The organism is Pseudomonas baetica, assembly GCF_002813455.1.
In the GTDB taxonomy this organism is placed as follows: domain Bacteria; phylum Pseudomonadota; class Gammaproteobacteria; order Pseudomonadales; family Pseudomonadaceae; genus Aquipseudomonas; species Aquipseudomonas baetica.
The window spans coordinates 2,695,330-2,721,873 of the sequence record NZ_PHHE01000001.1 but is presented as its reverse complement, the minus strand read 5'-3'; the positions used below and the strand labels follow the sequence as shown (position 1 = coordinate 2,721,873).

The following is a 26,544-nucleotide window of genomic DNA, read 5'->3' as shown; positions in this document are numbered from 1 at the left end:
TGGCGCCGCGGTTGCAATGATGGCGCGTGCGGGTTGCGCCTGAAAAAATAAATGGTTTCACCTTCCGCGGTTTAGACGGTTGCACGCCCAATGAAAATGGGAACGAAACAGTCGAAATAACAAGAAAGCAGCGACTTTTTGAAGAATAAAAAACCGATGGCACGGCCCTTGCTCTGAGCATCAAGAGAAGTGAAGTCGCAGTGCCAATTAAAAAAAACCTTGGAGCACCACCTCATGTCCCAGACGTTTTACAAGAAAGGCTTTCTGGCCCTCGCAGTGGCTACTGCGTTGGGTGTTTCTGCGTTTGCTCAAGCTGATGTGAAAATCGGTGTAGCGGGTCCAATGACGGGCGCCAACGCGGCATTTGGCGAGCAGTACATGAAGGGTGCACAGGCAGCGGCGGACGCAGTCAACGCGGCGGGCGGCGTCAACGGGGAGAAAATCGTACTGGTCAAGGGCGATGACGCCTGCGAACCGAAGCAGGCCGTAACGGTCGCCAAGGACCTCACCAACCAGAAAGTTGCCGGTGTGGTCGGCCACTTCTGCTCCTCTTCGACCATTCCAGCGTCGGAAATCTACGACGAAGCCGGCATCATCGCGATCACCCCGGGTTCCACCAACCCACAGGTGACCGAGCGTGGCCTGAGCGCCATGTTCCGTATGTGCGGGCGTGATGACCAGCAAGGCATCGTCGCCGGTGACTACATCGTCGACGTGCTCAAGGGCAAAAAGGTTGTCGTGCTGCACGACAAAGACACTTATGGCCAGGGTCTGGCGGATGCCACCAAGGCACAACTGGTCAAGCGCGGCGTCACTCCGGTCCTGTATGAAGGCCTGACCCGTGGTGAAAAAGACTTCAGCACCATCGTTACCAAAATCCGTGGCGCTGGCGCCGATGTCGTCTACTTCGGTGGTCTGCACCCGGAAGCCGGCCCGCTGGTGCGCCAACTGCGTGAGCAGGGCCTGAAAGACGTCAAGTTCATGTCCGATGACGGCATCGTCACTGACGAACTGGTCACCACCGCTGGCGGCCCACAATTCGTCGATGGCGTACTGATGACCTTCGGCGCCGACCCACGCCTGCTGCCAGACAGCAAGACCGTGGTAGACGCGTTCCGCAAGGCCGGCACCGAACCAGAAGGCTACACCCTGTACGCCTACGCCTCGGTCCAGACCCTGGCTGCCGCCTTCAACGGCGCCAAGTCCAACAAGGGCGAAGAAGCCGCTGCATGGCTGAAGAAAAACCCGGTCAAGACCGTCATGGGCGAGAAGACCTGGGACTCCAAGGGCGACCTGAAAGTCTCCGACTACGTGGTTTACCAGTGGGACAAGGACGGCAAATATCACCAGCTGGAAAAACAGAAGTAAGGGCTGACGTGATCGTTTGAACCCCACCAATCCAATGTGGGAGCGAGCCTGCTCGCGAAGACGGAATGACTGCCAACACATGTGTTGAATGATCGACCGCATTCGCGAGCAGGCTCGCTCCCACAGGAACGGTGTGGGACGGGCGGATCGTGGCTGACATTACTCCGACGTAAATCTGTATTTTTCCTAGAAGAGCCGCACACCTCAGGGTGTGCAGGTTCTCACTGCGTGAGATTGCGTTATGGATGGTATTTTCCTGCAGCAACTGGTCAACGGCCTGACCCTCGGGTCGGTCTATGGCCTGATCGCCATCGGCTACACAATGGTCTACGGCATCATCGGCATGATCAACTTCGCCCATGGCGAGGTTTATATGATTTCCGCTTACCTGGCGGCAATCAGTCTGGCGCTGCTGGCGTACTTCGGTATCGAATCCTTCCCGCTGCTGATGCTCGGCACGCTGATCTTCACCATCGTCGTCACGGCGGTGTATGGCTGGGTCATCGAGCGTGTTGCCTACAAACCCCTGCGCAACTCCACCCGACTGGCACCGCTGATCAGCGCCATCGGTATCTCCCTGATCCTGCAAAACTATGCACAGATTGCCCAAGGCGCCAAACAACAGGGCGTGCCAACCCTGCTGACCGGTGCGTGGCGAGTCGAAGTCGGCACGGGCTTCGTGCAACTGACCTACACCAAGGTGTTCATTCTGATCGCGGCGTTTGTGGGCATGGGCCTGCTGACCTACGTGATCAAGTACACCAAGCTCGGCCGCATGTGCCGCGCCACTCAGCAAGACCGCAAGATGGCCTCGATCCTGGGGATCAACACCGACCGGGTGATTTCCTACGTGTTCATCATCGGTGCGGCCATGGCGGCATTGGCCGGCGTGCTGATCACCATGAACTACGGCACTTTCGACTTCTATGCCGGCTTCATTATCGGCATCAAGGCGTTCACCGCGGCGGTGCTCGGCGGGATCGGTTCGCTGCCCGGGGCCATGCTCGGCGGGATCATCCTCGGGATCTCCGAGTCGCTGTTCTCCGGTCTGGTCAACTCCGACTACAAAGACGTGTTCAGCTTCTCGCTGCTCGTACTTGTTCTGGTCTTCCGGCCGCAGGGCCTGTTGGGCCGTCCTCTTGTGTCGAAGGTGTAAGCGATGTCTTCAACCACTCAAAAAAACATCGATATCAAAAAAAGCCTGGTTGAGGCGATTCTGGCCGGCCTGATTGCCCTGATCGTATTCGGCCCGATTGTCGGCGTGGTGCTCGACGGTTACAGCTTCAACCTCGAGACGACCCGCGTGGCGTGGATTATCGGCATCGTCATGGTCGGCCGGTTTGCCCTCAGCCTGTTTTTGCAAACGCCCAAGGGCCTGAAGATTCTCGACGGATTCGAGAGCACCGGTTCCGGTGTGCATGTGCTGCCGGCCGATCACAAATCAAGCCTGCGCTGGATCATCCCGCTGCTGATTGTGATTGCTGTGGCGGTGCCGTTCGTTTCCAACTCCTATCTGCTGGGCGTGGTCATCCTTGGCTTGATCTACGTGCTGCTCGGGTTGGGGCTGAATATCGTGGTCGGTCTTGCCGGTCTGCTCGACCTCGGTTACGTGGCGTTCTACGCCATCGGTGCTTACGGTCTGGCGCTTGGTTACCAGTACCTCGGCCTGGGCTTCTGGACGGTGCTGCCGCTGGCGGCGATCACGGCGGGGCTGGCCGGCTGCATCCTCGGTTTCCCGGTACTGCGCCTGCACGGCGACTATCTGGCGATCGTGACCCTGGGCTTCGGTGAAATCATTCGCCTGGTCCTCAACAACTGGCTGTCCCTGACCGGTGGCCCGAACGGTATGCCGGCGCCACTGCCGACGTTCTTCGGTCTGGAATTCGGCAAGCGGGCCAAGGATGGCGGGGTGCCGTTTCACGAGTTCTTCGGCATCGCCTACAACCCGGACGTGAAGTATTATTTCATCTACGCGGTGTTGTTCCTGGTGGTACTGGCCGTGCTGTACATCAAGCATCGTCTGGTGAAAATGCCTGTGGGGCGTGCCTGGGAAGCACTGCGTGAAGACGAGATTGCCTGCCGTTCGATGGGCCTTAACCACGTACTGGTCAAGCTTTCGGCGTTCACCATCGGTGCCTCGACTGCCGGTCTGGCCGGGGTGTTTTTTGCCACGTATCAAGGCTTCGTCAACCCGACCTCGTTCACCTTCTTCGAATCGGCGCTGATCCTCGCCATCGTCGTGCTCGGCGGCATGGGTTCGACCATCGGCGTGGTGATCGCAGCCTTCGTGTTGACCGTCGCCCCGGAACTGCTGCGCAGCTTCGCCGAGTATCGCGTGCTGCTGTTCGGCATCCTGATGGTGTTGATGATGATCTGGCGACCACGCGGGCTGATTCGCATCAGCCGTACCGGGGTCACTCCACGCAAAGGTGCCATTCACTATGAGAGGACTGCGCCATGAGTGAAGTCGTACTCTCTGTTGAAAAACTGATGATGCATTTCGGCGGCATCAAGGCCTTGAGCGATGTCAGCCTGAAGGTCAAACGCAATTCGATCTTCGCCCTGATCGGCCCCAACGGCGCCGGCAAGACCACGGTGTTCAACTGCCTGACCGGGTTCTACAAGGCCTCTGGCGGCAAGATCGAACTCAACGTGCGTGGCCAGCAGACCAACGTCATCCAGTTGTTGGGCGAGTCGTTCAAGCCGACCGATTTTGTTTCGCCGAAATCCTTCCTCAGTCGTATGTACTACAAGATGTTCGGTGGGACTCACCTGGTTAACCGTGCAGGCCTGGCGCGGACTTTCCAGAACATTCGCCTGTTCAAGGAAATGTCGGTGCTGGAAAACCTGCTGGTGGCCCAACACATGTGGGTCAACCGCAACATGCTCGCCGGCATCCTCAACACCAAGGGCTATCGCAAGGTCGAAAGCGACGCACTCGATTGCGCGTTCTACTGGCTGGAAGTGGTCGATCTGGTGGACTGCGCCAACCGTCTGGCCGGTGAACTCTCTTACGGCCAGCAACGCCGTCTGGAGATTGCCCGGGCCATGTGCACGCGGCCGCAGATCATCTGCCTCGACGAACCGGCCGCCGGCCTCAACCCTCAGGAAACCGAAGCGCTGAGCGCGATGATCCGGCTGCTGCGCGACGAGCATGATCTGACCGTGGTGCTGATCGAACACGACATGGGCATGGTCATGAGCATTTCCGACCACATCGTGGTGCTGGACCACGGCGTCGTTATCGCCGAAGGCGGGCCTGAAGCCATCCGTAACGATCCGAAAGTGATCGCGGCCTACCTGGGCGCAGACGAAGAGGAACTGGTATGAGCCAACCGATCCTCGAACTGAAAAACCTGGACGTGTTCTACGGCCCGATCCAGGCCCTCAAGGGCGTTTCGCTGCAGATCAACGAAGGCGAAACCGTCAGCCTGATCGGCTCCAACGGTGCGGGCAAGTCGACGTTGCTGATGTCGATCTTTGGCCAGCCACGGGCGGCGAGTGGGCAGATCCTTTATCAAGGCGTCGACATTACCCACAAGTCCTCGCACTACATCGCCTCCAACGGTATCGCCCAGTCGCCGGAAGGCCGGCGGGTGTTCCCCGACATGACCGTCGAGGAAAACCTGCTGATGGGCACCATTCCGATTGGCGACAAGTACGCCAAAGAGGATATGCAACGGATGTTCGAGCTGTTCCCGCGGCTGGAAGAGCGGCGTAACCAACGAGCGATGACCATGTCCGGCGGCGAGCAGCAAATGCTCGCCATCGCCCGCGCATTGATGAGTCGGCCGAAGTTGTTGCTGCTCGATGAGCCGAGCCTGGGCCTGGCGCCGATCGTGGTGAAGCAGATCTTCGCGACGCTACGTGAACTGGCGAAAACCGGTATGACCATTTTCCTCGTCGAGCAGAACGCCAACCATGCGTTGAAGCTGTCGGATCGGGCCTATGTGATGGTCAACGGCGAGATTCGCCTGACCGGCACCGGCAAGGAGTTGCTGGTGAACGAGGAGGTGCGTAACGCCTATCTGGGCGGGCACTGACTGATCCCCAGATACACACAGCCCCGGCGACGCAAGTCCCGGGGCTTTTTACATCTCCAAAATCCTGCAAAACCCTGTAGGAACTGCCGCAGGCTGCGATCTTTTGATCTTTGAAAGCAAGATCAAAAGATCGCAGCCTGCGGCAGCTCTTACATGGAATCCAGCCATGACATCAAGCGGATTTTGAAATTGTGGAAAACAAATTCCGCTACCTGCCAAAGCGCGACATATAGACGCTGCAAATGGCTGTTTTTCCACAGTTTTGACTTGTCCCCGTTTGCTGTGGAGCTGGCTGTGAATAACGTGGGAGTAGCTGGCTGAAGGCCTTTTAAACCGTGGCTTATAGCGTGGTGGGTGTTTTTTGATCAAGCGTTTTTACGATAGCGATACGCACCGTTGTCAACCTTTTTATAGTCACCCCGGAACAGGTAATTGCAGGGAGGCAAGCCTGTGGATAAGTCTGTGATTAAACTCTGGAAAGACCGCGCTAAGGGCCGTAATTACTGGCCTCGCGCAATCACTGAGGGGATTGCCGGGTCGTGCAAAATGCCATGTCCCGCACATCTGCCACTTCAGGGTCAAGCAAAAAACTTTCCATTTGCGCCGCAAAGCCTTGTGTGGCGCGGCTTTGCGCGTTTCCACTTGCCCCCGGAAACTGTGGAAGGGACTGTGGATAACGTGCGTGCACATGGCTACAGGCCACGCCAGACATAGCGTTGCCGCGATTGGTTGTTTTTTATACAGGTTAGAAGAGTTGCCGGTGATTGCGGGGCCGGGCATGCTGGCCGCTGATTTTCTATTCCAAGGGCTGCTCCGGTGGCCGAAGCAAGGAGAACACGATGTCCAACACCCTGTTTATCACCGGCGCGACGTCCGGTTTTGGCGAAGCCTGTGCCCGTCGTTTTGCCGAGGCTGGCTGGAAACTGGTGCTGACCGGCCGTCGTGAAGAACGCCTCAACGCGCTGTGCGCCGAACTGTCGAAGCAGACTGAAGTGCATGGCCTGGTGCTCGATGTGCGTGACCGCAAGGCGATGGAAGAGGCGATTGCCAACCTGCCGCCATCGTTCGCCAAGCTGCGCGGCCTGATCAACAACGCCGGGCTGGCGCTGGGTGTGGATCCTGCGCCGAAATGCGATCTGGATGACTGGGACACCATGGTCGACACCAATGTCAAAGGCCTGATGTATGCCACCCGTCTGCTGTTGCCGCGCCTGATCGCCCATGGCCGTGGCGCCGGCATCATCAACCTCGGCTCCATCGCCGGTAACTATCCGTACCCGGGCAGCCACGTGTATGGCGCGACCAAGGCGTTCGTTAAACAGTTCTCGCTGAACCTGCGCTGCGATTTGCAGGGCACGGGCGTGCGGGTCAGCAACATCGAGCCTGGGCTGTGCGAGAGCGAGTTCTCGCTGGTGCGCTTTGCCGGTGACCAGGAGCGCTACAACGCGACCTACGCCGGTGCCGAGCCGATCCAGCCGCAGGACATCGCCGAAACGATTTTCTGGGTGATGAATACGCCAGCGCACATCAACATCAACAGCCTGGAGTTGATGCCGGTGAGCCAGACCTGGGCGGGTTTTGCCATCGAGCGTAACAAGGCTTAAGACCGGGTTGAGGCATTCGCGAGCAGGCTCGCTCCCACATTGGAATGCGTTTCAACGTGGGAGCGAGCCTGCTCGCGAAGAGGCCAAAACGGTCAAAACATGGCGATAAGGTAAACTCCTCTCGTAACAACCCCACCGCACCCTGCGGTTTTCAAGGTTTTTTGAGGAGTTAAAGTGAGTAACCGAGGTGAGCAGTCGCTGCTCAAACAATCGACCATCCTGATGTTCGCCGTGGCGATCGCCGGGATCGTCACCGGTTTTGTTTCCGGCTCCCAATCCATCCTGTTCGATGGCTTTTTTTCGCTGATCGCCACATTCATCAAAGTCCTGATGCTGATCACTGCCAGGTTGATCGCCAAGGAAAGTAATCACCGCTTCCAGTTCGGCTTCTGGCATCTGGAGCCGATGGTGCTGCTGATCGAAGGCAGTTTCCTGCTGTTGATCGCCATCTACGCGTTTCTCAACGGTGTGTTCGGCATCATCAACGGTGGCCGCGAGATCGAACTGGGCCTGGTGATCATCTACGCGGCAGTGTTTACCGTGGTCGAGTTCGGCTACTTCTTCTATGTGCGCCGGCGCAATCGCAAGCTCAAATCCAGTCTGATCCAGTTCGACAACATCAGTTGGCTGGTGGATGCGATGCTCTCGGTTGGCCTGTTGATCAGTTTCCTCGCGGCGCTGCTGCTCAAGTCCCAGGGCTATGGCGAGTGGGCGAAGTTTGTCGATCCGCTGATCCTGATCGTATTGGCCCTGACCATGCTGCCACCGGCGTTCAAGATTCTTGGTCCGGCGTTGCGTGATGTTTTGGGTATCGCCCCGGATACGCTGGATGAGCAGGTACGTCAGGTGATGGAGGCGGCGAAGGTCGAGCATGGTTTCGATGATTACGTGTCGTATGTGCAGAAACACGGACGGGCACGGTTTATCGAGATTCATGTGGTGTTGCCGGCGGACTATTCGCTGAGCAGCGTCGGTCAGTTGGACGCGTTGCGTGAGGAGATTTCGATGAAGCTGGGCAAACCGGACGCAGCGCGCTGGTTGACGATCAGTTTTACCGGCGACAAAAAGTGGATTGCCTAGAGATCGTGTAACGGCCATTCGCGAGCAAGCCCGCTCCCACATTTGGAATGCATTCTCCTGTGGGAGCGGGCTTGCTCGCGAAAGCGGTGTAACGGTCAGCGCAAATATTCAGCCAGGCCGCTATAGCAAGTCGCAAGGTGATACGGCGTAGTAGAAGGCATGTCCTTGCGACTCACCTCACCCAACTCATCCCGGCATTCATGCCAGCCACCGGCATGCAGAAAACGCTGCTGCAATGCCTGCAACTGACGCAATACCACCGCCTCGCTGCCCTGACGCAAGGTCAGCGCACGCAAATATTCCGCCTGCGCCCAGATTCGTTGAGTCGAATCCTTCGGCTGCCCATCCTGCCGCAGATCGAGCATCGCCCGCACCGCGCCTGACGGTTGTTCCACCCCGTGATGTTCAGTAAACGCAAACGCCCGATCCAGCGCCGTATGCAGTTTCGAGCCGCGCAACAACGGCGAAGACTCGAGCAGGAAATACCACTCGAACTGATGCCCCGGCTCGTACCAGTTATCCACAGCGCCCAGCGGTTTCTCCATCAACACGCCCTGTTGCGGGTCGACGAAGCGCTTGTGCATGGCTGTGCATAACTCGAGCAAAGCCTGTTGCGTCGCCGCGTCTTCACGCACGGCGAGGGTGGCGAGGAAGGCTTCGGCCAGATGCATCAACGGATTTTGCAGCGGGCCGGTTTCCAGGGTGATCCAGTCGCGGTCAAGGCAAGCCTCATACAAGCCATCACCGGTGGCAAAGCGTCGGCCGATGACTTCCAGCGCGGCGTTCAGCGTCGACTCCACCAGCGGCTCACGGGACTTTTCCCAGTAATGTGCGCAGGCAAACAGGATGAACGCGTGGGTGTAGAGATCCTTGCGCTGATCCAGCGGTTTGCCCTGTGGATCGATGCTGTAGAACCAGCCGCCGTGCTCGGCGTCGTGGAAATGCCGTTGCAGGGAACGGAACAGCGCCGCCGCGCGCACTTCGGCGTTATCCACAACCCCGATCAGGCTGGAAAACAGGTACAGCTGCCGCGCGCAGGCCATCGCCCGATAGCGTTGCGGTGGCAATGGTTGATGCGCGGCGTCCAGCGCTTCATAAGGCAACGCCATGTCGGCGTTCCAGCCCGGGCCTTGCCAGAGGGGCACGATCACGTTGACGAAGTGCTGCTGCACGTCGCTGAACAGGGCGGTCAATTCAGGCAGGGAGTTGGAGCGGGAAGCATGGGGCATTGGCGGACGTCGTCACGGCAGGGGCGATTGCGCGACATGGTAGCAGAGCAGCGGGCTTTAGAGACCCGGTGTCTGTCAGGCCGCCTTCGCGAGCAAGCCCGCTCCCACAGGTTTTGTATACAGCACAAATCCAATGTGGGAGAGCACGGCCAGAGAGACCCGGTGTCTGTCAGGCCGCCTTCGCGAGCAAGCCCGCTCCCACAGGTTTTGTATACGGCACAAATCCAGTGTGGGAGAGCACGGCCAGAGAGAGACGGTGTCTGTCAGGCCGCCTTCGCGAGCAAGCCTGCTCCCACAGGTTTTGTATACGGCACAAATCCAATGTGGGAGCGGGCTTGCTCGCGAAGAGGCCAGCACAGGCGCTAAAAAATCAGCCGGCCAGCAACCAGGCCCCAGTCATCGCCGACGCCGCGCCTGCAAGACGCACCAATGGCGCCGCAGCCTGAGGCAGAAAGCGAACCACCGCATAACCGGCAGCATGCAGCGCAGCAGTCGCCGCCACAAAGCCTGCGGCATACGCCCAAGGACTGGACATGTCCGGCAACTCCAGCCCATGCGCCACCCCATGGAACAACGCAAACAATGCCGTCGCCGCCACCGCCATCACCAGCGGCGGACGCGCTGCCAGCGCTACGGCCAGGCCCAACGCCAACACCGACGCAGCAATCCCGCTTTCCAGTGCCGGCAATTCCAATCCTTCAAAACCGAGCATGCCGCCTATCAGCATGGTGCCGACAAACGTACATGGCAGCGCCCAACGCGCCGCGCCTTGTTGCTGAGCCGCCCACAAACCGACGGCAATCATCGCCAGCAAATGGTCGAGTCCGCCAATCGGGTGGCTGATACCGGCGATCAAACCGCTGTCGCCATGGCCCGGGTGAGCAAAGGCCAGCGCCGGGGTCAGCAGCAGCGCCACGGCGCCAAGAATGCGTTTGAGTGTCATGGATAAGCTTCCTTGTTGATAAGTGAATCAGGCTGCGCTCAGCAGGCCCTGGCGTTCGATGAAGGCGATGATGTCGTCCAGGCCCTGACCGGTTTTCTGGTTGCTGAACACAAACGGCTTGCCGTTACGCATGCGTTTGGTGTCGCTGTCCATCATTTCCAGCGAGGCGCCTACCAGCGGCGCGAGGTCAATCTTGTTGATCACCAGCAGGTCGGACTTGCAGATACCGGGCCCGCCCTTGCGCGGCAGCTTGTCGCCGGCCGAGACGTCAATCACGTAGATGGTCAGGTCGGACAGTTCCGGGCTGAAGGTTGCCGAGAGGTTGTCGCCACCGGACTCCACCAGAATCAGATCCAGCCCCGGGAAGCGCCGGTTCAGTTGATCCACCGCTTCGAGGTTGATCGAGGCGTCTTCGCGGATTGCCGTGTGCGGGCAGCCGCCGGTTTCCACGCCGATGATCCGTTCCGGCGCCAGCGCTTCGTTGCGCACCAGAAAATCGGCGTCTTCGCGGGTGTAGATATCGTTGGTCACTACGGCGAGGTTGTAGCGCTCGCGCAGCGCCAGACACAGGGCCAGGGTCAACGCGGTTTTGCCGGAACCGACCGGGCCGCCGATGCCGACGCGCAGAGGTTGTGTGTTCATATGCTTCTCCAAAATAACAGGCCCTAGGAACGGAACAGTCGGCTGTACTGGCGCTCATGGGCCATGCACGCCAGGGACAGACCGAACGCAGCGCTGCCGATGTGTTCGGGGTTGATTCGGGTGGCGTCCTGCTGGGCTTGTTGCAGCAGCGGCAGCAATTCGCTGGTCAGGCGCTGGGCGGCTTGCTGGCCCAGCGGCAGGGTTTTCATCAACACGGCGAGCTGGTTTTCCAGCCAGCTCCACAGCCACGCGGCGAGGGCGTCCTGCGGGCTGATGCCCCAGGCGCGGGCCGCCAGAGCCCAGCCGAGGGCCAGGTGCGGCTCGGCGCATTGATCGAGGAAGTGGCGTGCCGGTGCGTCGAGTTCAGGCAAGCCGTTGAGCAGTTGCTGCAACGAATAACCCATCTGCCGGCTCTCCAGATGCAGCTCGCGGGTCTCGCGGCTGGCGCGGTGGGTTTCGCAGATCTGCAGCAGTTCGCCCCAGTTTTCCTCGGCAGCGGCCAGGCAATGGGCAAGCAGCAACGGCGCCTCGAAGCGGGCGAGGTTGAGCAGCAGTTGATCGCTGATCCAGCGCCTGGCGCTGTCCGGGTTGTTCACGCGGCCGTTATCCACCGCCATTTCCAGACCCTGCGAATAGCTGTAGCCGCCAATCGGCAATTGCGGACTGGCCAGGCGCAGCAGCGCCCAGGCCGGATTCACAGGCGTACGCCGAACTGGTGGAGTTTGGGCGCGTAGTTGAAGTCTTCGTCGCCGTGCCGCGAATGGTGATGGCCGCCGCCGTAGGCACCGTGTTCCGGCTGAAACGGGGCTTCAATCGCTTCGACCTGTGCGCCAAGCTGTTCGAGCATGGCTTTGAGCACGTAGTCGTCGAGCAGGCGCAGCCAGCCGTCACCGACTTGCAGGGCGACGTGGCGATTGCCCAGGTGATAGGCGGCGCGGGTCAGTTCGAAAGCATTGGCACAGGTGACGTGCAGCAGTTGCTCGGGGCGGGCGCAGACGCGGACGATCCGGCCGTCTTCAGCCTGTAGGTATTCGCCGTCATACAACGGTGGCTGACCGCGCTCCAAAAACAACCCGACGTCTTCGTTCTCGGCACTGAAACAGCGCAAACGGCTTTTGCTTCGTGCTTCGAAGGTCAGGTGCAACTCGGCGGCCCAGACGGGTTGAGGGTCGATTCTGCGATGAATCACCAGCATCGGAAAGCTTCCAGCAGTGGACAATACTCAGGCTAGAGCAAGGGGCTTGCCAATCGGACGAGATGTAGGAAATCCCTGTCGGATCGTAGTGTATGTTTCGAAATGTTGCGGAGATTTGAGAGGTTTTGGTGCATGAAGATTTTTACATGCACCAAATGGAGGCCGTGACGCTGATCCAATTGTGGGAGGGGGCTTGCTCCCGAAAGAGGTGTCTCAGGCAGGCATGTTTCGACGGGCACACTGCATTCGGGAGCAAGCCCCCTCCCACAGGAGATGTATGACTATTTGGAGGGAGGAGGGTTACTCGGTACTGCCGAGCCCTTGCCAGTGCTTGAGCCCGATAAAGATGAAGCGCAGTTGCTGGGTGATCTTCGCCTGTGGCGTCAGATGTTCCGGCAAGGCTTCGGCCGGCGGGTCGATGATGTCCGGCAGGGTGGCGAACACCGATTTGACGATCAGATCCGCCACTACGCTCAGACCCTCCGCGTCCAGATGCTGCAGCTTGGGCATCATCGTCAGGTCGGCGGCCAGATCGGAGCTGATGTTCTCGCGCAAACGACCGATCGCCTGGCGAACCGGCAGCGAACCGCCGTACTGCTCGCGAGCGAGAAACAGAAACTGCGAGCGGTTGGCGCTGACCACATCGAGAAAGATCCGCACCGACGCATCGATGATGCCGCCCATGACGAACTCGTTATGGCGCACCAGGCGGATGGTTTCGCGGAAGGTCTGGCCGACTTCACTGACCAGCACCAGACCGAGCTCGTCCATATCGGCAAAATGCCGGTAGAAACCGGTGGGCACGATGCCGGCGGTTTTCGTCACTTCGCGCAGGCTCAGGCTGCCGAATCCTCGGCCGCTTTCCATCAGGTGGCGGGCAGCGTCCATCAGGGCGTTGCGGGTCTGTTGCTTCTGTTCGGCGCGGGGCAGCATCGCAAGGTGTGTTCTTCGACAAGACAAGCGCCGCACTCTAGCAAATCGGCTTTATCGGCGTCGAACGGCAGCGGGGGATGCAGCGGGGAAATAACGACTTATTAATAGCAACAGCTGAAAAGTCAAAAGCCCAATCCGCTGATTGGGCTTTTTTCCGGGCCGCCATGGGCTTAGCTCAAGGCACTGTTGCGTTCGATTACACGGTCACCACCACCTTCGGCGAGTTGACCCTGTGGGGTTTTGTCGTAGCCGTCTTCGACCAGACCTTTTTCTTCGAGGCGATCACGGCCACCTTCGGCGACAGCTTGGCCCAGTGGGGTCTTGTCGTAACCGTCTTCAACCAGTCCTTTTTCTTCGAGGCGGTTGCGACCGTTTTCGGCAAGTTGACCTTGTGGAGTCTTGTCGTAGCCATCTTCAGCCAGGGTCTGACCTTGTGGAGTTTTGTCATAACCGTCTTCGGCGAGGGTTTGACTGAACACCGAGTGGCTGTCTTTTACTTGCGGAGTAGCCTGGTCGGCAGCGGGCAGGGCGAAAGCAGTGCTGGCTAGCATCGACAGGGTAAGGCTGAGCAGTAATTGGCGTTTCATGATGGGTTGCTCCTTGGGAGGGCGATAAAGTGGGTACGAGGGCAATGCTACTCTCGATAAGTCGATATGAAAGTTCATAAACGTAATGGTAATAATCAACAGAATTGATTGTTCTGGCGGGAGGCTCTAGACCGGGCCTTTCAGCCATGTGCTTTTGCACCGCAGTGGGTATTTTCGACCCACTCGTGCCTCGCAAAAGTGCGGGGGGCGGTAACGCTGTTCGACCGATCAGTCAGAATTAGCGTGATTTTTTGCGGCGGAATCTGCCTTTCGACTAAACCTGCGGGCCTTTTGCCAGTCACAGATTTCATAGGGGCCGCTTTGGCCCGCCGTTTCAGCTGTGCGCCGGGTTTTCGGCGTGCAGTGGTGATCAGGAGTTTTGTGCATGACGCGCACCGGGAAAATCTTCAGCTGGACCTTCGCCATCCTCGTACTGCTCTTGGCGGTACTGGTGTTGATCATCGTGTTCTTCGACTGGAACCGAATCAAACCGCCGCTCAATGCCAAAGTTTCGCAAGAACTGCACCGACCGTTTGCCATCAACGGCAACCTCGCAGTGATCTGGCAGCGCGAGCCGGATGAGGGCGGCTGGCGTGCCTGGGTGCCGTGGCCGCATGTGGTCGCCGAGGATTTGCGCCTGGGCAATCCTGACTGGTCGAAGAAACCGCAGATGGTCACGCTCAAACGCGTTGAACTGCGTATTTCACCGCTGGCCTTGCTGGCGCAACGAGTAGTGATTCCGCGCATCGACCTGACCGAACCCAACGCCGAGTTGCAGCGCCTGGCCGACGGTCGCGCCAACTGGACGTTCAAGTTCGATCCCAAGGATCCGAATGCCGAGCCGTCGAGCTGGGTGGTCGATATCGGCGCCATCAAGTTCGACAAGGGCCACGTCACCCTTGATGACCAGACGCTTAAAACCAATCTTGATGTGCTGATCGATCCGCTGGGCAAGCCGATTCCGTTCAGCGAAATCGTCGGTGACAAAGCGGCGAAAACCGCGCAGGACAAGGGTGGCGCACCGCAGGACTATGCTTTTGCCTTGAAGGTCAAAGGTCAGTACCACGGCCAGAATCTCACCGGCCAAGGCAAGATCGGTGGACTGTTGGCGTTGCAGGACGCGAGTAAACCGTTCCCGCTGCAGGCCCAGGCGAAAATCGGCGACACCAGCATCGAGCTGGCCGGCACCTTGACCGATCCACTCAACCTTGGCGCCCTCGACCTGCGTTTGAAACTGGCCGGCGCCAGCCTCGGCAACCTTTACCCGCTGACCGGTGTGACCCTGCCGGACACGCCGCCGTATTCCACCGATGGCCACTTGATCGCCAAGCTGCATGATGAGGCCGGGGCGAAATTCACCTATGAGAAATTCAACGGCAAGATCGGCGGCAGCGACATCCATGGTGACCTGACCTACGTCGCCAGCCAGCCACGGCCAAAACTCAGCGGCGCGCTGCTGTCCAATCAACTGCTGTTCGCCGACCTCGCCCCATTGATCGGCGCCGACTCCAACGACAAGCAAAAGGCCCGCGGCGGCGAGAGCAAGCAACCGGCGGACAAAGTGCTGCCGGTGGAAGAGTTCAAGACTGACCGTTGGCGTGCGATGGACGCCGATGTCGAGTTCACCGGCAAACGCATCGTCCACAGCGAGAAGTTGCCGTTCACTGACCTTTATACCCATCTGAAACTCAACGATGGCGAACTCAGCCTGGAGCCGCTGCGTTTTGGCGTGGCTGGCGGCAATCTGGACGCGCAGATCCGCCTCAACGGTCGCACCGAACCGCTGGAAGGCCGGGCGAAGTTGACGGCGCGCAGGTTCAAGCTCAAGGAGCTGTTCCCGACCTTCGAGCCGATGAAAACCAGTTTCGGCGAGCTTAATGGTGATGCTGATATCACCGGTCGCGGTAACTCGGTGGCCAAGCTGCTGGGCGGTGCGAATGGCAATCTGAAGATGCTGATCAACGATGGCGCGATCAGCCGTGAATTGATGGAACTGGCGGGGCTCAACGTCGGCAACTACGTGGTCGGCAAGATCTTTGGCGACAAGGAAGTGAAGATCAACTGCGCGGCGGCGGATTTCGATATCAAGACTGGCCTGGCGACTACGCGGCTGTTTGTCTTCGACACCGAGAACGCGATCATCTACATCGATGGCACGGCGAACATGGCCACCGAGCAACTGGACCTGACGGTGACGCCGGAATCCAAGGGCTGGCGCTTGATCTCGCTGCGTTCGCCGCTGTATGTGCGCGGCAAGTTCATCAAGCCGGATGCGGGGGTCAAAGCCGTGCCGTTGTTGTTGCGCGGGGCGGGGATGGTTGCGCTGGGGGTGATTGCCGCGCCGGCGGCAGGCTTGTTGGCGCTGGTGGCGCCAAGCGGTGGCGAGCCGAATCAGTGTGCGCCGCTGCTGGAGCAGATGAAGGCCGGCAAGGCACCTGTGACCGTCAAGCCAAGCAAGTAACCATTTAGCATCCCTCCCGATCGTTCCCACGCTCTGCGTGGGAACGCCTCAACGGACGCTCCGCGTTCGGCATTAAAAAGGCACGCAGAGCGTGCCGGGCTGCGTTCCCACGCAGAGCGTGGGAACGATCAGTCATCAGGTATCAGAGGTCGTTCAGGATGTCGGCCATGTCATCGGCATGCTCTTCTTCCTGCGCGAGGATGTCTTCGAAGATGCGCCGGGTAGTCGGGTCTTTCTCACCGATGTACTGAATGATCTCGCGGTAGCTATCGATGGCGATCCGCTCGGCGACGAGGTCTTCGTAGACCATTTCCTTCAAGGTGTTGCCGGCCACGTACTGCGCGTGGGACATTTTCGACAGCATGTCGGGGTTGAATTCCGGCTCGCCGCCCAGTTGCACGATACGCTCGGCCAGACGGTCGGCGTGCTCGGCTTCCTGATTCGCGTGCTCGAGAAACTCTTCAGCGGCGACGTGGGCCTTCACGCCGTTGGCCATGAAGTAGTGACGTTTGTAGCGCAATGCGCAGACCAGTTCGGTGGCCAGCGATTCGTTGAGCAAGCGCAGCACTTCTTCACGGTTAGCGCTGTAACCTTCGGTCACCGCGCCGTTTTCCACGTGTTGCCGTGCGCGTTCACGCAGGGTTTGAACATCAGACAAATGCAGGTCGCTCATTTCAATCTCCTGGAGGCTAATCCGATTGGCGCCACGCTCTACAGTCGTGATCACCTACCCAGGTTGTGAGTCCTTTGCGATGCAAAAAGTTTTATGGGATTTTCCCGCCATCCTGTCGCCGGCCCGTCAAGCGGCTGTCGGCAGACTGCTCGTCGAGTTGTCATCATTGCAGCGGATGCTTGGCGGGCGTTTTGCACGCCTTGCATCCATTCACCGACCACTAGGATGTTTGCCCATGTCGACGCGTTATCCGCTGGTGCTGGTGCCGGGAATGCTGGGGTTTATCCGGCTTGTGCTTTATCCGTATTGGTACGGGATTATCAAGGCTTTGCGCCGTGGTGGTGCGACGGTGATTGCGGTGCAGGTTTCGCCGCTCAACTCCAGCGAGGTGCGGGGCGAGCAATTGCTGGCGCGGATCGAGGAGATCCTGCGCGAGACCGGTGCCGCCAAGGTCAACCTGTTTGGCCATAGTCAGGGCTCGCTGACGGCGCGTTATGCGGCGGCAAAACGCCCGGATCTGGTGGCCTCGGTAACGTCGGTGGCGGGGCCCAATCACGGTTCCGAACTGGCCGACTATCTGCAAAAACACTACCCGGCCGACAGCGCCAAGGGCCGAATCCTTGAAGCGCTGCTGCGCCTGATCGGCTGGCTGATGGCGGTATTGGAAACCGGTTACCACGGACCGAAACTGCCGGTGGATATCCACGCTTCGCACCAATCGCTGACGACTGAGGGGGTGGCGCTGTTCAATCAGCGTTATCCACAGGGCTTGCCCGAGACTTGGGGCGGGCACGGGCCGGAGGAGGTCAACGGTGTGCGCTACTACTCGTGGTCGGGAACGTTGCAGCCGGGCAAGACTGATCGCGGCGGTAATCTGTTTGACGGGACCAATCGCAGTTGTCGGTTGTTTGCCAAGACTTTCGTGCGTGAGCCGGGGCAGTGTGACGGGATGGTCGGGCGTTACAGCTCACATCTGGGGACGGTGATTGGCGATGACTATCCGCTGGATCACTTCGACATCGTCAACCAGTCGCTGGGGCTGGTCGGCAAGGGCGCCGATCCGGTGCGGCTGTTTGTCGAGCATGCGGCGCGGCTAAAAGCTGCGGGGGTCTAACAGTTCCATCAGGTTATCGTTCATCGCTGGCAAGCCAGCTCCCACAGGTTTTGTGTTGAACACAGATTTTGCGAACAACCCAATCCTTGTGGGAGCTGGCTTGCCAGCGATGAGGCCTGATCAGGCAATGCTGGCCCGGCGGCCCAGCACGGTGGTCCAGCGCTCAGACAAAATCACCCCACCCAAAGTCAGCAAACCGCCGATCAGGTGATACATCGCCAGTTGTTCTTTAAGCACCACCGCCGCAATCAGCGCGGTAATCAACGGCAGCAAATTAAAGAACAGCGTTGTCCGGCTCGGCCCCAAACGCTGCACCGCCTGCATCCACGCCAAGGGCGCGAGCATCGAAGCCAGCAGGCACGCATACAGCACCAGCGGAATGTTCTGCAGCGTCAGCCCGGTTTTCGGTGAAGCGGCGTACAGCGGGAACAGCACCACAATCGCCACCAGCACCTGCAAGTACAGCAGCACCAGCGGCGGCAGGCGCAGCTGCCATTTTTTCAGCAGGGTGCTGTAAATCGCATAGGCCAGAGTGGCGATCAGCATCATCGCGTCACCCAGGTTCACCCCGTGTTGCAGCAGCGCGCCGAGACTCCCGGACGACACCACCACCAACACTCCGGCGAACGACAATACCGCGCCAACCAGCGCACCGGCCGTCAGGCGCTGGCCGAGGCTGATGATCGCCATGGCCAGCGACATCAATGGCATCAGCGACAGGATGATGCCCATGTTGGTCGCCGTGGTCAGGGTCGCGGCGAAGTAGGCCAGGCTCTGATACACCGCCATGCCGAGCACGCCGAGGACAAAAATCTTGCCCAGGTTGGGGCGAATCTGCGGCCAGTACGCGATCACTTGCTTAAGCATGAACGGCGTGAACAGCAGACCCGCGAGCAGCCAGCGGTAGAAACCGATCTCGGCCGGGAAGATCGCACCGACCGCGAGTTTGTTGATCACGGTATTGCCGGCCCAGATAAAAATCGCCAGCAGAGGAAAAGCGTATTGCATGCGTTGAAACCAGTACGTTGATGAAACGTGATTATCCCCTGTCTGGATGCAGCCCTATACTTCGAACCGGACAACCTGCCTTTGAAACCGGACAGCATGAACAGTAAACACATCGATCTGCTGGATTTCAGCGAACTGCCGTCGGCGGTGTACTTTCGCTACGCCGACTTCAACGCCCACGAATTCGCTGCGCCACACCGCCATCCGTGGGGCACGCTGGAGTACGCCGCTCACGGCGTGCTGCACATGGACGTCGACGGCAGCCGTTTCATGTCGCCGCCGCGATACGCGGTGTGGGTGCCGCCGCAGGTCGAGCACAGTTTCTACAGTCATCAACCGGTCAACTATCGCGCGGTGTGTCTCGACCCCAAGGTCTGCGCCGAGTTGCCCGGGCGCGCCTGCACGTTGGCGATCAGCGATATTCTCAAAGCGATTCTCAGAGACTTCGCCGCGCGCGATGTGAAGATTCCTGCACTCGACGCCGATCAGAGACTGGCGCAGGTGTTGGTTGATCAACTGCGCCAGGCGCCGGTGCATGAGTGTTATCTGCCGTATGCGAGCAGCCCGGGATTGCTGGCGATTCTTGAAACCCTCCAGGCCGAACCGGGCAATAACCAGCCGCTGGCGCACTGGGCGGCGCAGGTGCATGTGAGCGAGCGCACGTTGGCGCGGCAGTTCGTGCGTGAATTGGGCATGAGTTTCGGTGAGTGGCGTCAGCGCCTGCGTTATCTCGCCGCGATCGAAGCGCTGGAAACATCGCGCAGCGTGCAGGAGATCGCCTTTGATCTTGGCTACAGCAGCGGCTCGGCCTTCATCGCGATGTTTGCCCGTCAGGCCGGGTGCACACCTGAGCACTACCGCCGAAACAATATGTTTTGATTGGTTGGTTTCTTGAAAAGTCAGCGGTTTTTTTCACTTGCGCCGTTGCAGCGAGTGCGAAGTCTGCACGGCGAAAAGTGCTGCATAACATTGTTTGGGAATTTTCTGAGAGGGCGCTGTAAAACCGTCGAGAAATCACCCGGCATGTAGCCGCAGCAGTACGACAAGGATGAAACCCGATGATTCGCAGACCCCCCTCCAATGGCACCGTTAGAGTCGATGCCCATGCGCCAGGTTCGCGCCCTGTAAGTCCGGTACCACGACCCGACTCAACGCCCCGTATCACGGTCGATGTTTTTCCGGGATCGAGCCGGCCACCGACGCCGGGGACGAGCCACACTCCCGGGGGCATTGATGTGAATGTGCCCACAGTTGAATCATCGGTGACGATCGGCGATTTGAACCTCGGCAGCGGGCAACCGGCAGCGGCATCCGTGTCGCGTCCTATGAGCGATTACAAGATTCCCAAGGTTGCGAAGTTACCGACAGCTGATGTCGACGGTTTACGAACGCTCAATGGCCGACAGTACGTCGACGTCGAAAATCTCGGAATTGTTCATGTCGTCATGGACCCGGCTCTGGGGCAATACCGTGCCAAGTTGTTGAGGGAAACAGTCGCCTCCGGCCCGATTCTCTTACAGGATCCGGATAGCAGGCTTTGGTATCCGTATGTGGGGGAGGCGACGCAACTGAAAGAAATCGGCGTTCGTTACAAGGATGTTGTCGACATGGCATTTGATTCGAACACTGCGGATTTTGAACGATTCGATTTTTTGCGCGGTTTGCAATGGCTTGAGGAATACCCGAAAGACAACTTTCTCTGGAATGCCCTGGCGCAGGCCAACCTGGCCGCAGACTGGGACGCCAGCCAACAGACGATAAAGAGCGTGGAAGCGTTGCCGGATCTGCAGAGATTGATGACGCCCGAGCAGTTCGATGCACTGACTGAACGCATGTTCACCGCAGAACGACTGGTGCCGCTGACCGAGTTCGAAAGGAACCTGGGCGCTTATGCGCGCAATCTGCAGCAGACCGGGCGGTTCGACGACTACGATTCATTGCAACTCGCCACCCGAGAGGCACGGGCGATTCCGGAAGAATTACAGGAGCTGCGTGAAACGTTTCGGGGGCACGGCACCGATGCGCCACCGCAGCGGCAAGCGCCAACCGAGGTGACAGCGCAAGTGATGTCCAGCCTGCAACAGGCACAGCGTGCTATCTATCGCGCCAGGGAGCTGCTGCCGATGTCGGGTAATCAGTTGCCCAGCATTTTTGAGAAAGGCGGGGCGGGCATTGCGAAGGTCAAGAACCTTCGAAAATTCAATGCGGTGACCCAGGAATTCACTGCCGATATGACCATTGCCGAACATGCGCAAAAAGCCATTGAGATTAAAAGTGGCAACTGTTCGGAAAACTCCAAAGTGGTGTTTTCGATTCTTGCCAGTCAACCGAGAACCTCCCCGATTCACATCGTCCAGGCGACAGGGCCTGGAATCGCAGGTTCACAAGTTGACCACCAGTATGTGCTGATCGGTGATCTTCACGGAAAACCCTCCGACCTGGTCGTCGCCGATTCCTGGGTTGAGTTCCCGGCAGCCCACACGGTTGACAACGGTAAGTTCAATTTCAAGTTGCCCCCTCTCGAGACCCTGGAACCAGGCCCTGCTGTCGCAGAGTACAGCTTCATCAACGATACCGCGCCGGGGTCTGCCAGGCTTCCAGCCGTCGTTGAAGACAGTACGATCCGGGAACTAAAGGTCAGCAAAATGCACAAAAACGGCTACGCCGAGTGGATCTCCCTGGGTACGCTGGGCTCCACTTATCATATGCCGGGCGAGGTGCCCGTTTCCTTTGAGAAGGTGCCACTGTCGGTGATCGAGCGGCGAAGCGCTGCATATGAGCGTTTCAAGGCAATCTTCCTGCCGGATGACAACGCTACGCCATGATCCTCGCTGGGAGAAACGCCTGAGGCGTTCTTGAGATGTGGCCCACTGGTGATGTGTAACAGCCTTTGTCTACACTTCACAGCGAGGCCGCATCCATCGGTGCGGCGACCAGGAGAAAACTCCATGAAGATGTTGCGTGCCCCTTTGTTGATGATTGGTCTGCTCCTGTGTTCCCAAGGTTTCGCCGCCACGGCGCAACAGAACAAAATGACGACGTGCAATGCCGATGCAACCGCCAAGAGTCTGAAAGGCGATGAGCGCAAAACGTTCATGAGCACCTGCCTCAAGGCAGCGCCGGCAGCCAACGATGCCAAGGCCCTTACGCCACAGCAGGAAAAGATGAAAACCTGCAACGCCGATGCGAAAACCAAGGCGCTGGCCGGCGATGCGCGCAAGACCTTCATGAGTGAATGCCTGAAGAAAAAGTAATCAGTAAGTATTTGTGGTGAACGGGCCGGCCTCTTCGCGAGCAGGCTCGCTCCCACATTGAAAGGCGTACCCCTTGTGGGTGCGAGCCTGCTCGCGAAGGGGCCATTGAGCGCGACAACACTCTCCGCCCCTGCATATTCCTAGTGCTCCCCCCGGATCGCTGGCAGACTGCCCATCCTTTTACGCCGTTCGTTTTGAGGCTGTATGCCAACGTTTTCTGAGCGTCATGTTGTGTTCTGGGTCAGCTGCATCATCATTTTCGGCGGTTTGCTGCTGGTACTGCCGCTGCGCTTACTGCCCAGCCTGCTTGCCGGCTTGCTGGTGTTCGAGCTGGTCAACATGCTCACCCCGCAACTGCAACGGCTGATCGAAGGGCGGCGCGCGCGTTGGCTGGCGGTGGCGCTGCTGGGCACGCTGGTGGTCAGTGTGCTGGCGCTGATCTTCGCCGGGGCGATCAGTTTCCTCTTGCACGAGGCGGAAAACCCCGGCGCGTCACTCGACAAATTCATGGGCGTGGTCGACCGTGCCCGCGGTCAGTTGCCGCCGTTTGTCGATGCCTACCTGCCGGCCAGCGCTGCGGAGTTTCGCGTAGCGATTGGCGAGTGGGCGAGCAAACACCTGGCCGACCTGCAACTGGTGGGCAAGGACGCGGCGCACATGTTCGTGACGCTGCTGATCGGCATGGTGCTCGGCGCGATCATCGCCTTGCAGCGCATACCTGATGTCACCAAGCGCAAACCACTGGCCGCCGCGCTGTTCGACCGTTTGCACCTGCTGGTGCAGGCGTTTCGCAACATTGTCTTCGCGCAGATCAAGATTTCCCTGCTCAACACCTTCTTCACCGGGATCTTTCTTGCGGTGATCCTGCCGATGTTCGGCATTCATCTGCCGCTGACCAAGACCCTGATCGTGCTGACCTTCCTGCTCGGCCTGTTGCCGGTGATCGGCAACCTGATATCGAACACGCTGATCACGATCGTCGGCCTGTCGCTGTCGATCTGGGTGGCGCTGGCGGCGCTGGGTTACCTGATTTTTATCCACAAGCTCGAATACTTCCTCAACGCGCGCATTGTCGGCGGGCAGATCAGTGCCAAGTCGTGGGAGTTGCTGTTGGCGATGCTGGTGTTCGAGGCCGCATTCGGCCTGCCGGGGGTGGTGGCGGGGCCGATTTATTATGCGTACCTGAAGAGTGAGTTGAAGCTGGGCGGGATGGTTTGATTCAGATTTTGTAGTGTTTGAGCGGCCTCTTCGCGAGCAGGCTCGCTCCCACAGTGGATCGCATTTCAACTGAAGGAATGCGCTCAAAGTGTGGGAGCGAGCCTGCTCGCGAAGGGCGCGCCGCCGATTCTGGATCAGGCCATCGAACCGTAACGCTTCATGGCTTCAATCGCCAAGCCGCTACCAATGCTGCCAAAGATATTCCCTTCAACATGTCGTGCATTCGGCAACATCGCCGAAACGCTGTTGCGCAGCGCCGGTATGCCGCTGGAACCGCCGGTGAAGAACACCGTATCCACCTGCGCCACCGATACATTCGCGTCGTTCAGCAACTGCGTGACACTGCCGCGCACCCGTTCCAGCAGCGCATCGATTGCCGACTCAAACAACGCCCGCGTGAGTTCCACACTCAACCCCGGCTCGATCCGGTCCAGCGGCACGTGGCGGCTGTCGGCGTGGGTCAGCTGGATCTTGGTTTCTTCCACTTCCATCGCCAGCCAGTGCCCGGCGCGCTGTTCGATCAGCTTGAACAGGCGATCGATGCCGCCGGTGTCTTCGATGTCGTAGCGCATGCTGCCCAGCGCCAGGCTGGATTTCTGCGAATACACCGAGTTGATCGTGTGCCAGGTTGCCAGGTTCATGTGGTGGCTGGTCGGCATGTAGGCGCCGCTCTTCATGCGACTGCCGTAGCCGAACAGCGGCATCAGGCCTTGCAGGCTCAGTTGTTTGTCGAAGTCGGTACCGCCGATGTGCACGCCGCCGGTGGCGAGGATGTCGTCGTGGCGGTTATCCACACCGCGACGCTCGGGCGACAGGCGCACCAGCGAGAAGTCGGAGGTACCACCGCCGATGTCGACGATCAGTACCAGCTCTTCCTTTTCGATGGTCGACTCGTAGTCGAATGCCGCGGCAATCGGTTCGTACTGGAACGACACGTCCTTGAAGCCGATCTTGCGTGCCACTTCCACCAACGTGTCTTCAGCTTCCTGGTCGGCCAGCGGATCGTCATCGACGAAGAACACCGGACGGCCCAGCACCACTTGCTCGAACTCCCGACCGGCAGCCGTTTCGGCGCGGCTCTTGAGCTGGCCGATGAACAGGCCAAGCAAGTCCTTGAACGGCATCGCCGTGCCGAGCACGCTTGTGTCGTGCTTGATCAGCTTGGAACCGAGCAGGCTCTTGAGCGAGCGCATCAGGCGGCCTTCGTAGCCTTCCAGGTATTCGTGCAGCGCCAGGCGACCGTAGACCGGGCGGCGTTCCTCGATGTTGAAGAAGACCACCGACGGCAGGGTGATCTTGTCGTCTTCCAGCGCGATCATCGTGTCCATGCCGGGGCGCAGCCAGCCGACGGTGGAGTTGGACGTGCCGAAGTCGATGCCGCAGGCACGGGCTGGAGAGGCGTTATTCATGTCTTTCGGGTTCCGGTCAAAAAACGGCCGCGCAGTGTATGTCAGTGCGCGGCAGATTCGAAGGCCGGTCATCAGCTATTTCGCGACTAGAGTGGGTTGAAAGTCGCCGCTTCGCCCCAAACTTGCTGGCATGGGCCGGCAGACATACCGGCGGTCGCAAGAACCGTCGCCCACTGCCGATAAACTTCTGCTGCGCCACCCGGTCACAAACTTGAGATCGGTCAACCCGGCACGCGCGAATCGGCGCATGCTGGCAGCGGCGCGAAATCGATAACGGATGGTGATTCCTTCAATGGACTTCAAAGACTATTACAAGATACTCGGTGTGGAGCCGACGGCAGACGACAAGGCCATCAAGGCGGCCTATCGCAAGCTGGCGCGCAAATACCACCCCGATGTCAGCAAGGAAAAAGACGCCGAGGCCAAGTTCAAGGACGCCTCGGAAGCCTATGAAGCGCTGAAAAGCGCCGACAAACGCGCCGAATACGACGAGCTGCGCCGCTATGGCCAGCACGGTCAGCCGTTCCAGGGGCCACCGGGCTGGCAGAGCCGTGGCGGTTTTGGCGGCGGCGGTGGCGACACCGGCGACTTCTCGGACTTCTTCAGTTCGATCTTCGGCAATCGTGGCCCCGGTTTCGGTGGCGGCGAAGGTCGGCAACAACGCAGTGCAGGGCGCCGAGGGCAAGACGTGGAAATGGAACTGCCGATCTTCCTCGAGGAAACGCTCTCGAACGAATCGAAGAAGGTCACCTTTCAGGTGCCGCAATACAACGCCAACGGCCAGCACGTCAGCAACACCAGCAAGAGCCTGAACGTGAAGATCCCGGCGGGCGTGACCGACGGCGAGCGTATCCGCCTCAAAGGCCAGGGCGCTCCGGGCGTGGGTGGCGGTGCCAATGGCGATCTGTACCTGACGATTCGTTTCGCGCCGCATCCGAAATTCGATGTCGAAGGCGAAAACCTGATCATCACGCTGCCGCTGGCGCCGTGGGAACTGGCGCTGGGTGCTGAAGTGGCCGTGCCGACCCTGACCGGCAAGATCAACCTCAAGGTTCCGGCCGGCAGCCAGAACGGTCAGCGCATGCGCGCCAAGGGCCATGGTCTGAAAAACAAGGCCGGCGAGCGCGGTTATCTGTTCGTACAGCTCAAGGCCGTGATGCCGAAGGCCGCAGACGATGACGTCAAGGCGTTGTGGCAGGAACTGGCGAAGAAAGCCGCCTTCAATCCGCGAGAGAACTTCTGAACCCGACGACGGAGTAGCCCATCATGAGCAGCCCCCTGATCGTTCAACTGGACATGGCAGAATTCTGTGAGGCGGCCGATTTGTCGGACGTCTACGTGATCGAAATCGTCGAACACGGCATCCTCGAACCTCAGGGCGCGCAGCCCCGGGAATGGCGCTTCACCGATTACGAACTGGCCTTGGCCAAACGCGCCGCCAAGCTGCGGCGCGATCTGGACCTGGAGTGGGAAGGCGTCGCGCTGGCGTTGAATCTGCTGGAAGAAGTGCAGGCACTGCGCGCGGAGAACCGCATGCTGCGCCAGCGATTGGGGCGGTTGGTGGTCGAATAGTTTTGCTTGTCTGATCCAGCCTCTTCGCGAGCAGACTCGCTCCCACAGGGTTCTGCGTCGTTCATAAACTTTGCATTCGACGCGATACGTGTAATTGGATGGACTCGCCCAAGCCGAGGCGTCAATGCGCCACGGTGGCAGTCTAAACAGCCATCGACAGCGAGGGCGAGTCCATGAAAAATCATAGTTCGAATGATCAATCCCTGTCTTC

General features: G+C 59.3%; 25 protein-coding genes. 15 read left to right on the top strand and 10 right to left on the bottom strand.

What is annotated here, in order from left to right:
* The first annotated feature begins 234 nt into the window (after window positions 1-234).
* From ATI02_RS12375 to ATI02_RS12335, 7 genes are all read left to right on the top strand, one after another.
* Complete coding sequence (locus ATI02_RS12375) at window positions 235-1,368, top strand: ABC transporter substrate-binding protein (protein ID WP_007915892.1); 1,134 nt, start codon at window positions 235-237, stop codon at window positions 1,366-1,368.
* A 241-nt stretch (window positions 1,369-1,609) separates the two neighbouring features.
* Window positions 1,610-2,524 (top strand): ABC transporter permease subunit, encoded by a 915-nt coding sequence (locus ATI02_RS12370; RefSeq protein ID WP_016771918.1) that lies wholly within the window; start codon window positions 1,610-1,612, stop codon window positions 2,522-2,524.
* Between the two features lie 3 nt (window positions 2,525-2,527).
* Entirely contained in the window at window positions 2,528-3,829 is a 1,302-nt protein-coding gene (gene livM / locus ATI02_RS12365; protein ID WP_095188309.1) for a high-affinity branched-chain amino acid ABC transporter permease LivM, read from the top strand.
* Window positions 3,826-4,698 carry an ABC transporter ATP-binding protein gene (locus tag ATI02_RS12360; protein WP_100846417.1) on the top strand — a complete coding sequence of 291 codons (873 nt, stop codon included), beginning with the start codon at window positions 3,826-3,828 and terminating at the stop codon, window positions 4,696-4,698. Before livM ends, ATI02_RS12360 begins: the two co-directional genes overlap by 4 nt.
* Complete coding sequence (locus ATI02_RS12355) at window positions 4,695-5,411, top strand: ABC transporter ATP-binding protein (RefSeq protein WP_095188307.1); 717 nt, start codon at window positions 4,695-4,697, stop codon at window positions 5,409-5,411. The genes ATI02_RS12360 and ATI02_RS12355 overlap by 4 nt, the downstream gene beginning before the upstream one ends.
* A gap of 839 nt (window positions 5,412-6,250) precedes the next feature.
* Window positions 6,251-7,015 (top strand): SDR family oxidoreductase, encoded by a 765-nt coding sequence (locus ATI02_RS12340; protein ID WP_100846416.1) that lies wholly within the window; start codon window positions 6,251-6,253, stop codon window positions 7,013-7,015.
* Window positions 7,016-7,189: 174 nt separating this feature from the next.
* Window positions 7,190-8,095 (top strand): cation diffusion facilitator family transporter, encoded by a 906-nt coding sequence (locus tag ATI02_RS12335; RefSeq protein ID WP_095188305.1) that lies wholly within the window; start codon window positions 7,190-7,192, stop codon window positions 8,093-8,095.
* A gap of 95 nt (window positions 8,096-8,190) precedes the next feature.
* Here the strand turns inward: ATI02_RS12335 and ATI02_RS12330 are convergent, their stop codons facing one another.
* The 7 genes from ATI02_RS12330 to ATI02_RS12300 all read right to left on the bottom strand — a co-directional run bounded on the left by ATI02_RS12330 (window position 8,191) and on the right by ATI02_RS12300 (window position 13,624).
* Window positions 8,191-9,324, bottom strand: coding sequence for an AGE family epimerase/isomerase (locus ATI02_RS12330; RefSeq protein ID WP_100846415.1), 1,134 nt, complete (start codon window positions 9,322-9,324; stop codon window positions 8,191-8,193).
* A 370-nt stretch (window positions 9,325-9,694) separates the two neighbouring features.
* The gene (locus tag ATI02_RS12325; RefSeq protein WP_095188303.1) at window positions 9,695-10,267 is read right to left on the bottom strand and encodes a HupE/UreJ family protein; all 573 of its coding nucleotides are present in this window, start codon (window positions 10,265-10,267) and stop codon (window positions 9,695-9,697) included.
* Window positions 10,268-10,294: 27 nt separating this feature from the next.
* Window positions 10,295-10,909: an urease accessory protein UreG gene (gene ureG, locus ATI02_RS12320; RefSeq protein WP_100846414.1), complete on the bottom strand. Its 615-nt coding sequence runs from the start codon at window positions 10,907-10,909 to the stop codon at window positions 10,295-10,297.
* A gap of 23 nt (window positions 10,910-10,932) precedes the next feature.
* Entirely contained in the window at window positions 10,933-11,607 is a 675-nt protein-coding gene (locus tag ATI02_RS12315) for an urease accessory protein UreF (protein ID WP_095188301.1), read from the bottom strand.
* The gene (ureE, locus tag ATI02_RS12310; protein ID WP_095188300.1) at window positions 11,604-12,104 is read right to left on the bottom strand and encodes an urease accessory protein UreE; all 501 of its coding nucleotides are present in this window, start codon (window positions 12,102-12,104) and stop codon (window positions 11,604-11,606) included. The genes ATI02_RS12315 and ureE overlap by 4 nt, the downstream gene beginning before the upstream one ends.
* Before the next feature lie 300 nt (window positions 12,105-12,404).
* On the bottom strand, window positions 12,405-13,037 hold the full coding sequence (locus tag ATI02_RS12305) for a TetR family transcriptional regulator (protein ID WP_095188299.1): 633 nt from the start codon (window positions 13,035-13,037) through the stop codon (window positions 12,405-12,407).
* Window positions 13,038-13,207: 170 nt separating this feature from the next.
* The gene (locus tag ATI02_RS12300) at window positions 13,208-13,624 is read right to left on the bottom strand and encodes a hypothetical protein (RefSeq protein WP_100846413.1); all 417 of its coding nucleotides are present in this window, start codon (window positions 13,622-13,624) and stop codon (window positions 13,208-13,210) included.
* Window positions 13,625-14,009: 385 nt separating this feature from the next.
* Here ATI02_RS12300 and ATI02_RS12295 point away from each other — a divergent pair, with 385 nt between their 5' ends.
* On the top strand, window positions 14,010-16,085 hold the full coding sequence (locus ATI02_RS12295; protein ID WP_100846412.1) for an AsmA family protein: 2,076 nt from the start codon (window positions 14,010-14,012) through the stop codon (window positions 16,083-16,085).
* A 142-nt stretch (window positions 16,086-16,227) separates the two neighbouring features.
* On the opposite strand, the gene ATI02_RS12290 is transcribed toward ATI02_RS12295, so the two are convergent.
* Complete coding sequence (locus tag ATI02_RS12290) at window positions 16,228-16,758, bottom strand: ferritin-like domain-containing protein (protein ID WP_100846411.1); 531 nt, start codon at window positions 16,756-16,758, stop codon at window positions 16,228-16,230.
* A gap of 235 nt (window positions 16,759-16,993) precedes the next feature.
* Here ATI02_RS12290 and ATI02_RS12285 point away from each other — a divergent pair, with 235 nt between their 5' ends.
* Window positions 16,994-17,872: an esterase/lipase family protein gene (locus ATI02_RS12285; protein WP_100846410.1), complete on the top strand. Its 879-nt coding sequence runs from the start codon at window positions 16,994-16,996 to the stop codon at window positions 17,870-17,872.
* Window positions 17,873-17,992: 120 nt separating this feature from the next.
* On the opposite strand, the gene ATI02_RS12280 is transcribed toward ATI02_RS12285, so the two are convergent.
* Window positions 17,993-18,880, bottom strand: a complete 888-nt coding sequence (locus tag ATI02_RS12280; RefSeq protein WP_100846409.1) for a DMT family transporter — start codon at window positions 18,878-18,880, stop codon at window positions 17,993-17,995.
* Between the two features lie 96 nt (window positions 18,881-18,976).
* Between ATI02_RS12280 and ATI02_RS12275 the strand changes: the two genes are divergently transcribed.
* The 4 genes from ATI02_RS12275 to ATI02_RS12260 all read left to right on the top strand — a co-directional run bounded on the left by ATI02_RS12275 (window position 18,977) and on the right by ATI02_RS12260 (window position 23,352).
* Window positions 18,977-19,759 carry an AraC family transcriptional regulator gene (locus tag ATI02_RS12275; RefSeq protein WP_100848457.1) on the top strand — a complete coding sequence of 261 codons (783 nt, stop codon included), beginning with the start codon at window positions 18,977-18,979 and terminating at the stop codon, window positions 19,757-19,759.
* Between the two features lie 356 nt (window positions 19,760-20,115).
* The gene (locus tag ATI02_RS12270) at window positions 20,116-21,705 is read left to right on the top strand and encodes a hypothetical protein (RefSeq protein WP_146166064.1); all 1,590 of its coding nucleotides are present in this window, start codon (window positions 20,116-20,118) and stop codon (window positions 21,703-21,705) included.
* A gap of 123 nt (window positions 21,706-21,828) precedes the next feature.
* Entirely contained in the window at window positions 21,829-22,134 is a 306-nt protein-coding gene (locus tag ATI02_RS12265; protein ID WP_095188291.1) for a PsiF family protein, read from the top strand.
* Between the two features lie 204 nt (window positions 22,135-22,338).
* Complete coding sequence (locus tag ATI02_RS12260; RefSeq protein ID WP_100846407.1) at window positions 22,339-23,352, top strand: AI-2E family transporter; 1,014 nt, start codon at window positions 22,339-22,341, stop codon at window positions 23,350-23,352.
* A 134-nt stretch (window positions 23,353-23,486) separates the two neighbouring features.
* Here the strand turns inward: ATI02_RS12260 and ATI02_RS12255 are convergent, their stop codons facing one another.
* Window positions 23,487-24,761 (bottom strand): Hsp70 family protein, encoded by a 1,275-nt coding sequence (locus ATI02_RS12255; RefSeq protein WP_095188289.1) that lies wholly within the window; start codon window positions 24,759-24,761, stop codon window positions 23,487-23,489.
* A gap of 292 nt (window positions 24,762-25,053) precedes the next feature.
* On the opposite strand from ATI02_RS12255, the gene ATI02_RS12250 reads away from it, so the two are divergent.
* Window positions 25,054-26,004, top strand: a complete 951-nt coding sequence (locus ATI02_RS12250; RefSeq protein WP_100846406.1) for a DnaJ C-terminal domain-containing protein — start codon at window positions 25,054-25,056, stop codon at window positions 26,002-26,004.
* A gap of 23 nt (window positions 26,005-26,027) precedes the next feature.
* Complete coding sequence (locus ATI02_RS12245; RefSeq protein WP_095188288.1) at window positions 26,028-26,333, top strand: chaperone modulator CbpM; 306 nt, start codon at window positions 26,028-26,030, stop codon at window positions 26,331-26,333.
* Window positions 26,334-26,544 lie beyond the last annotated feature (211 nt).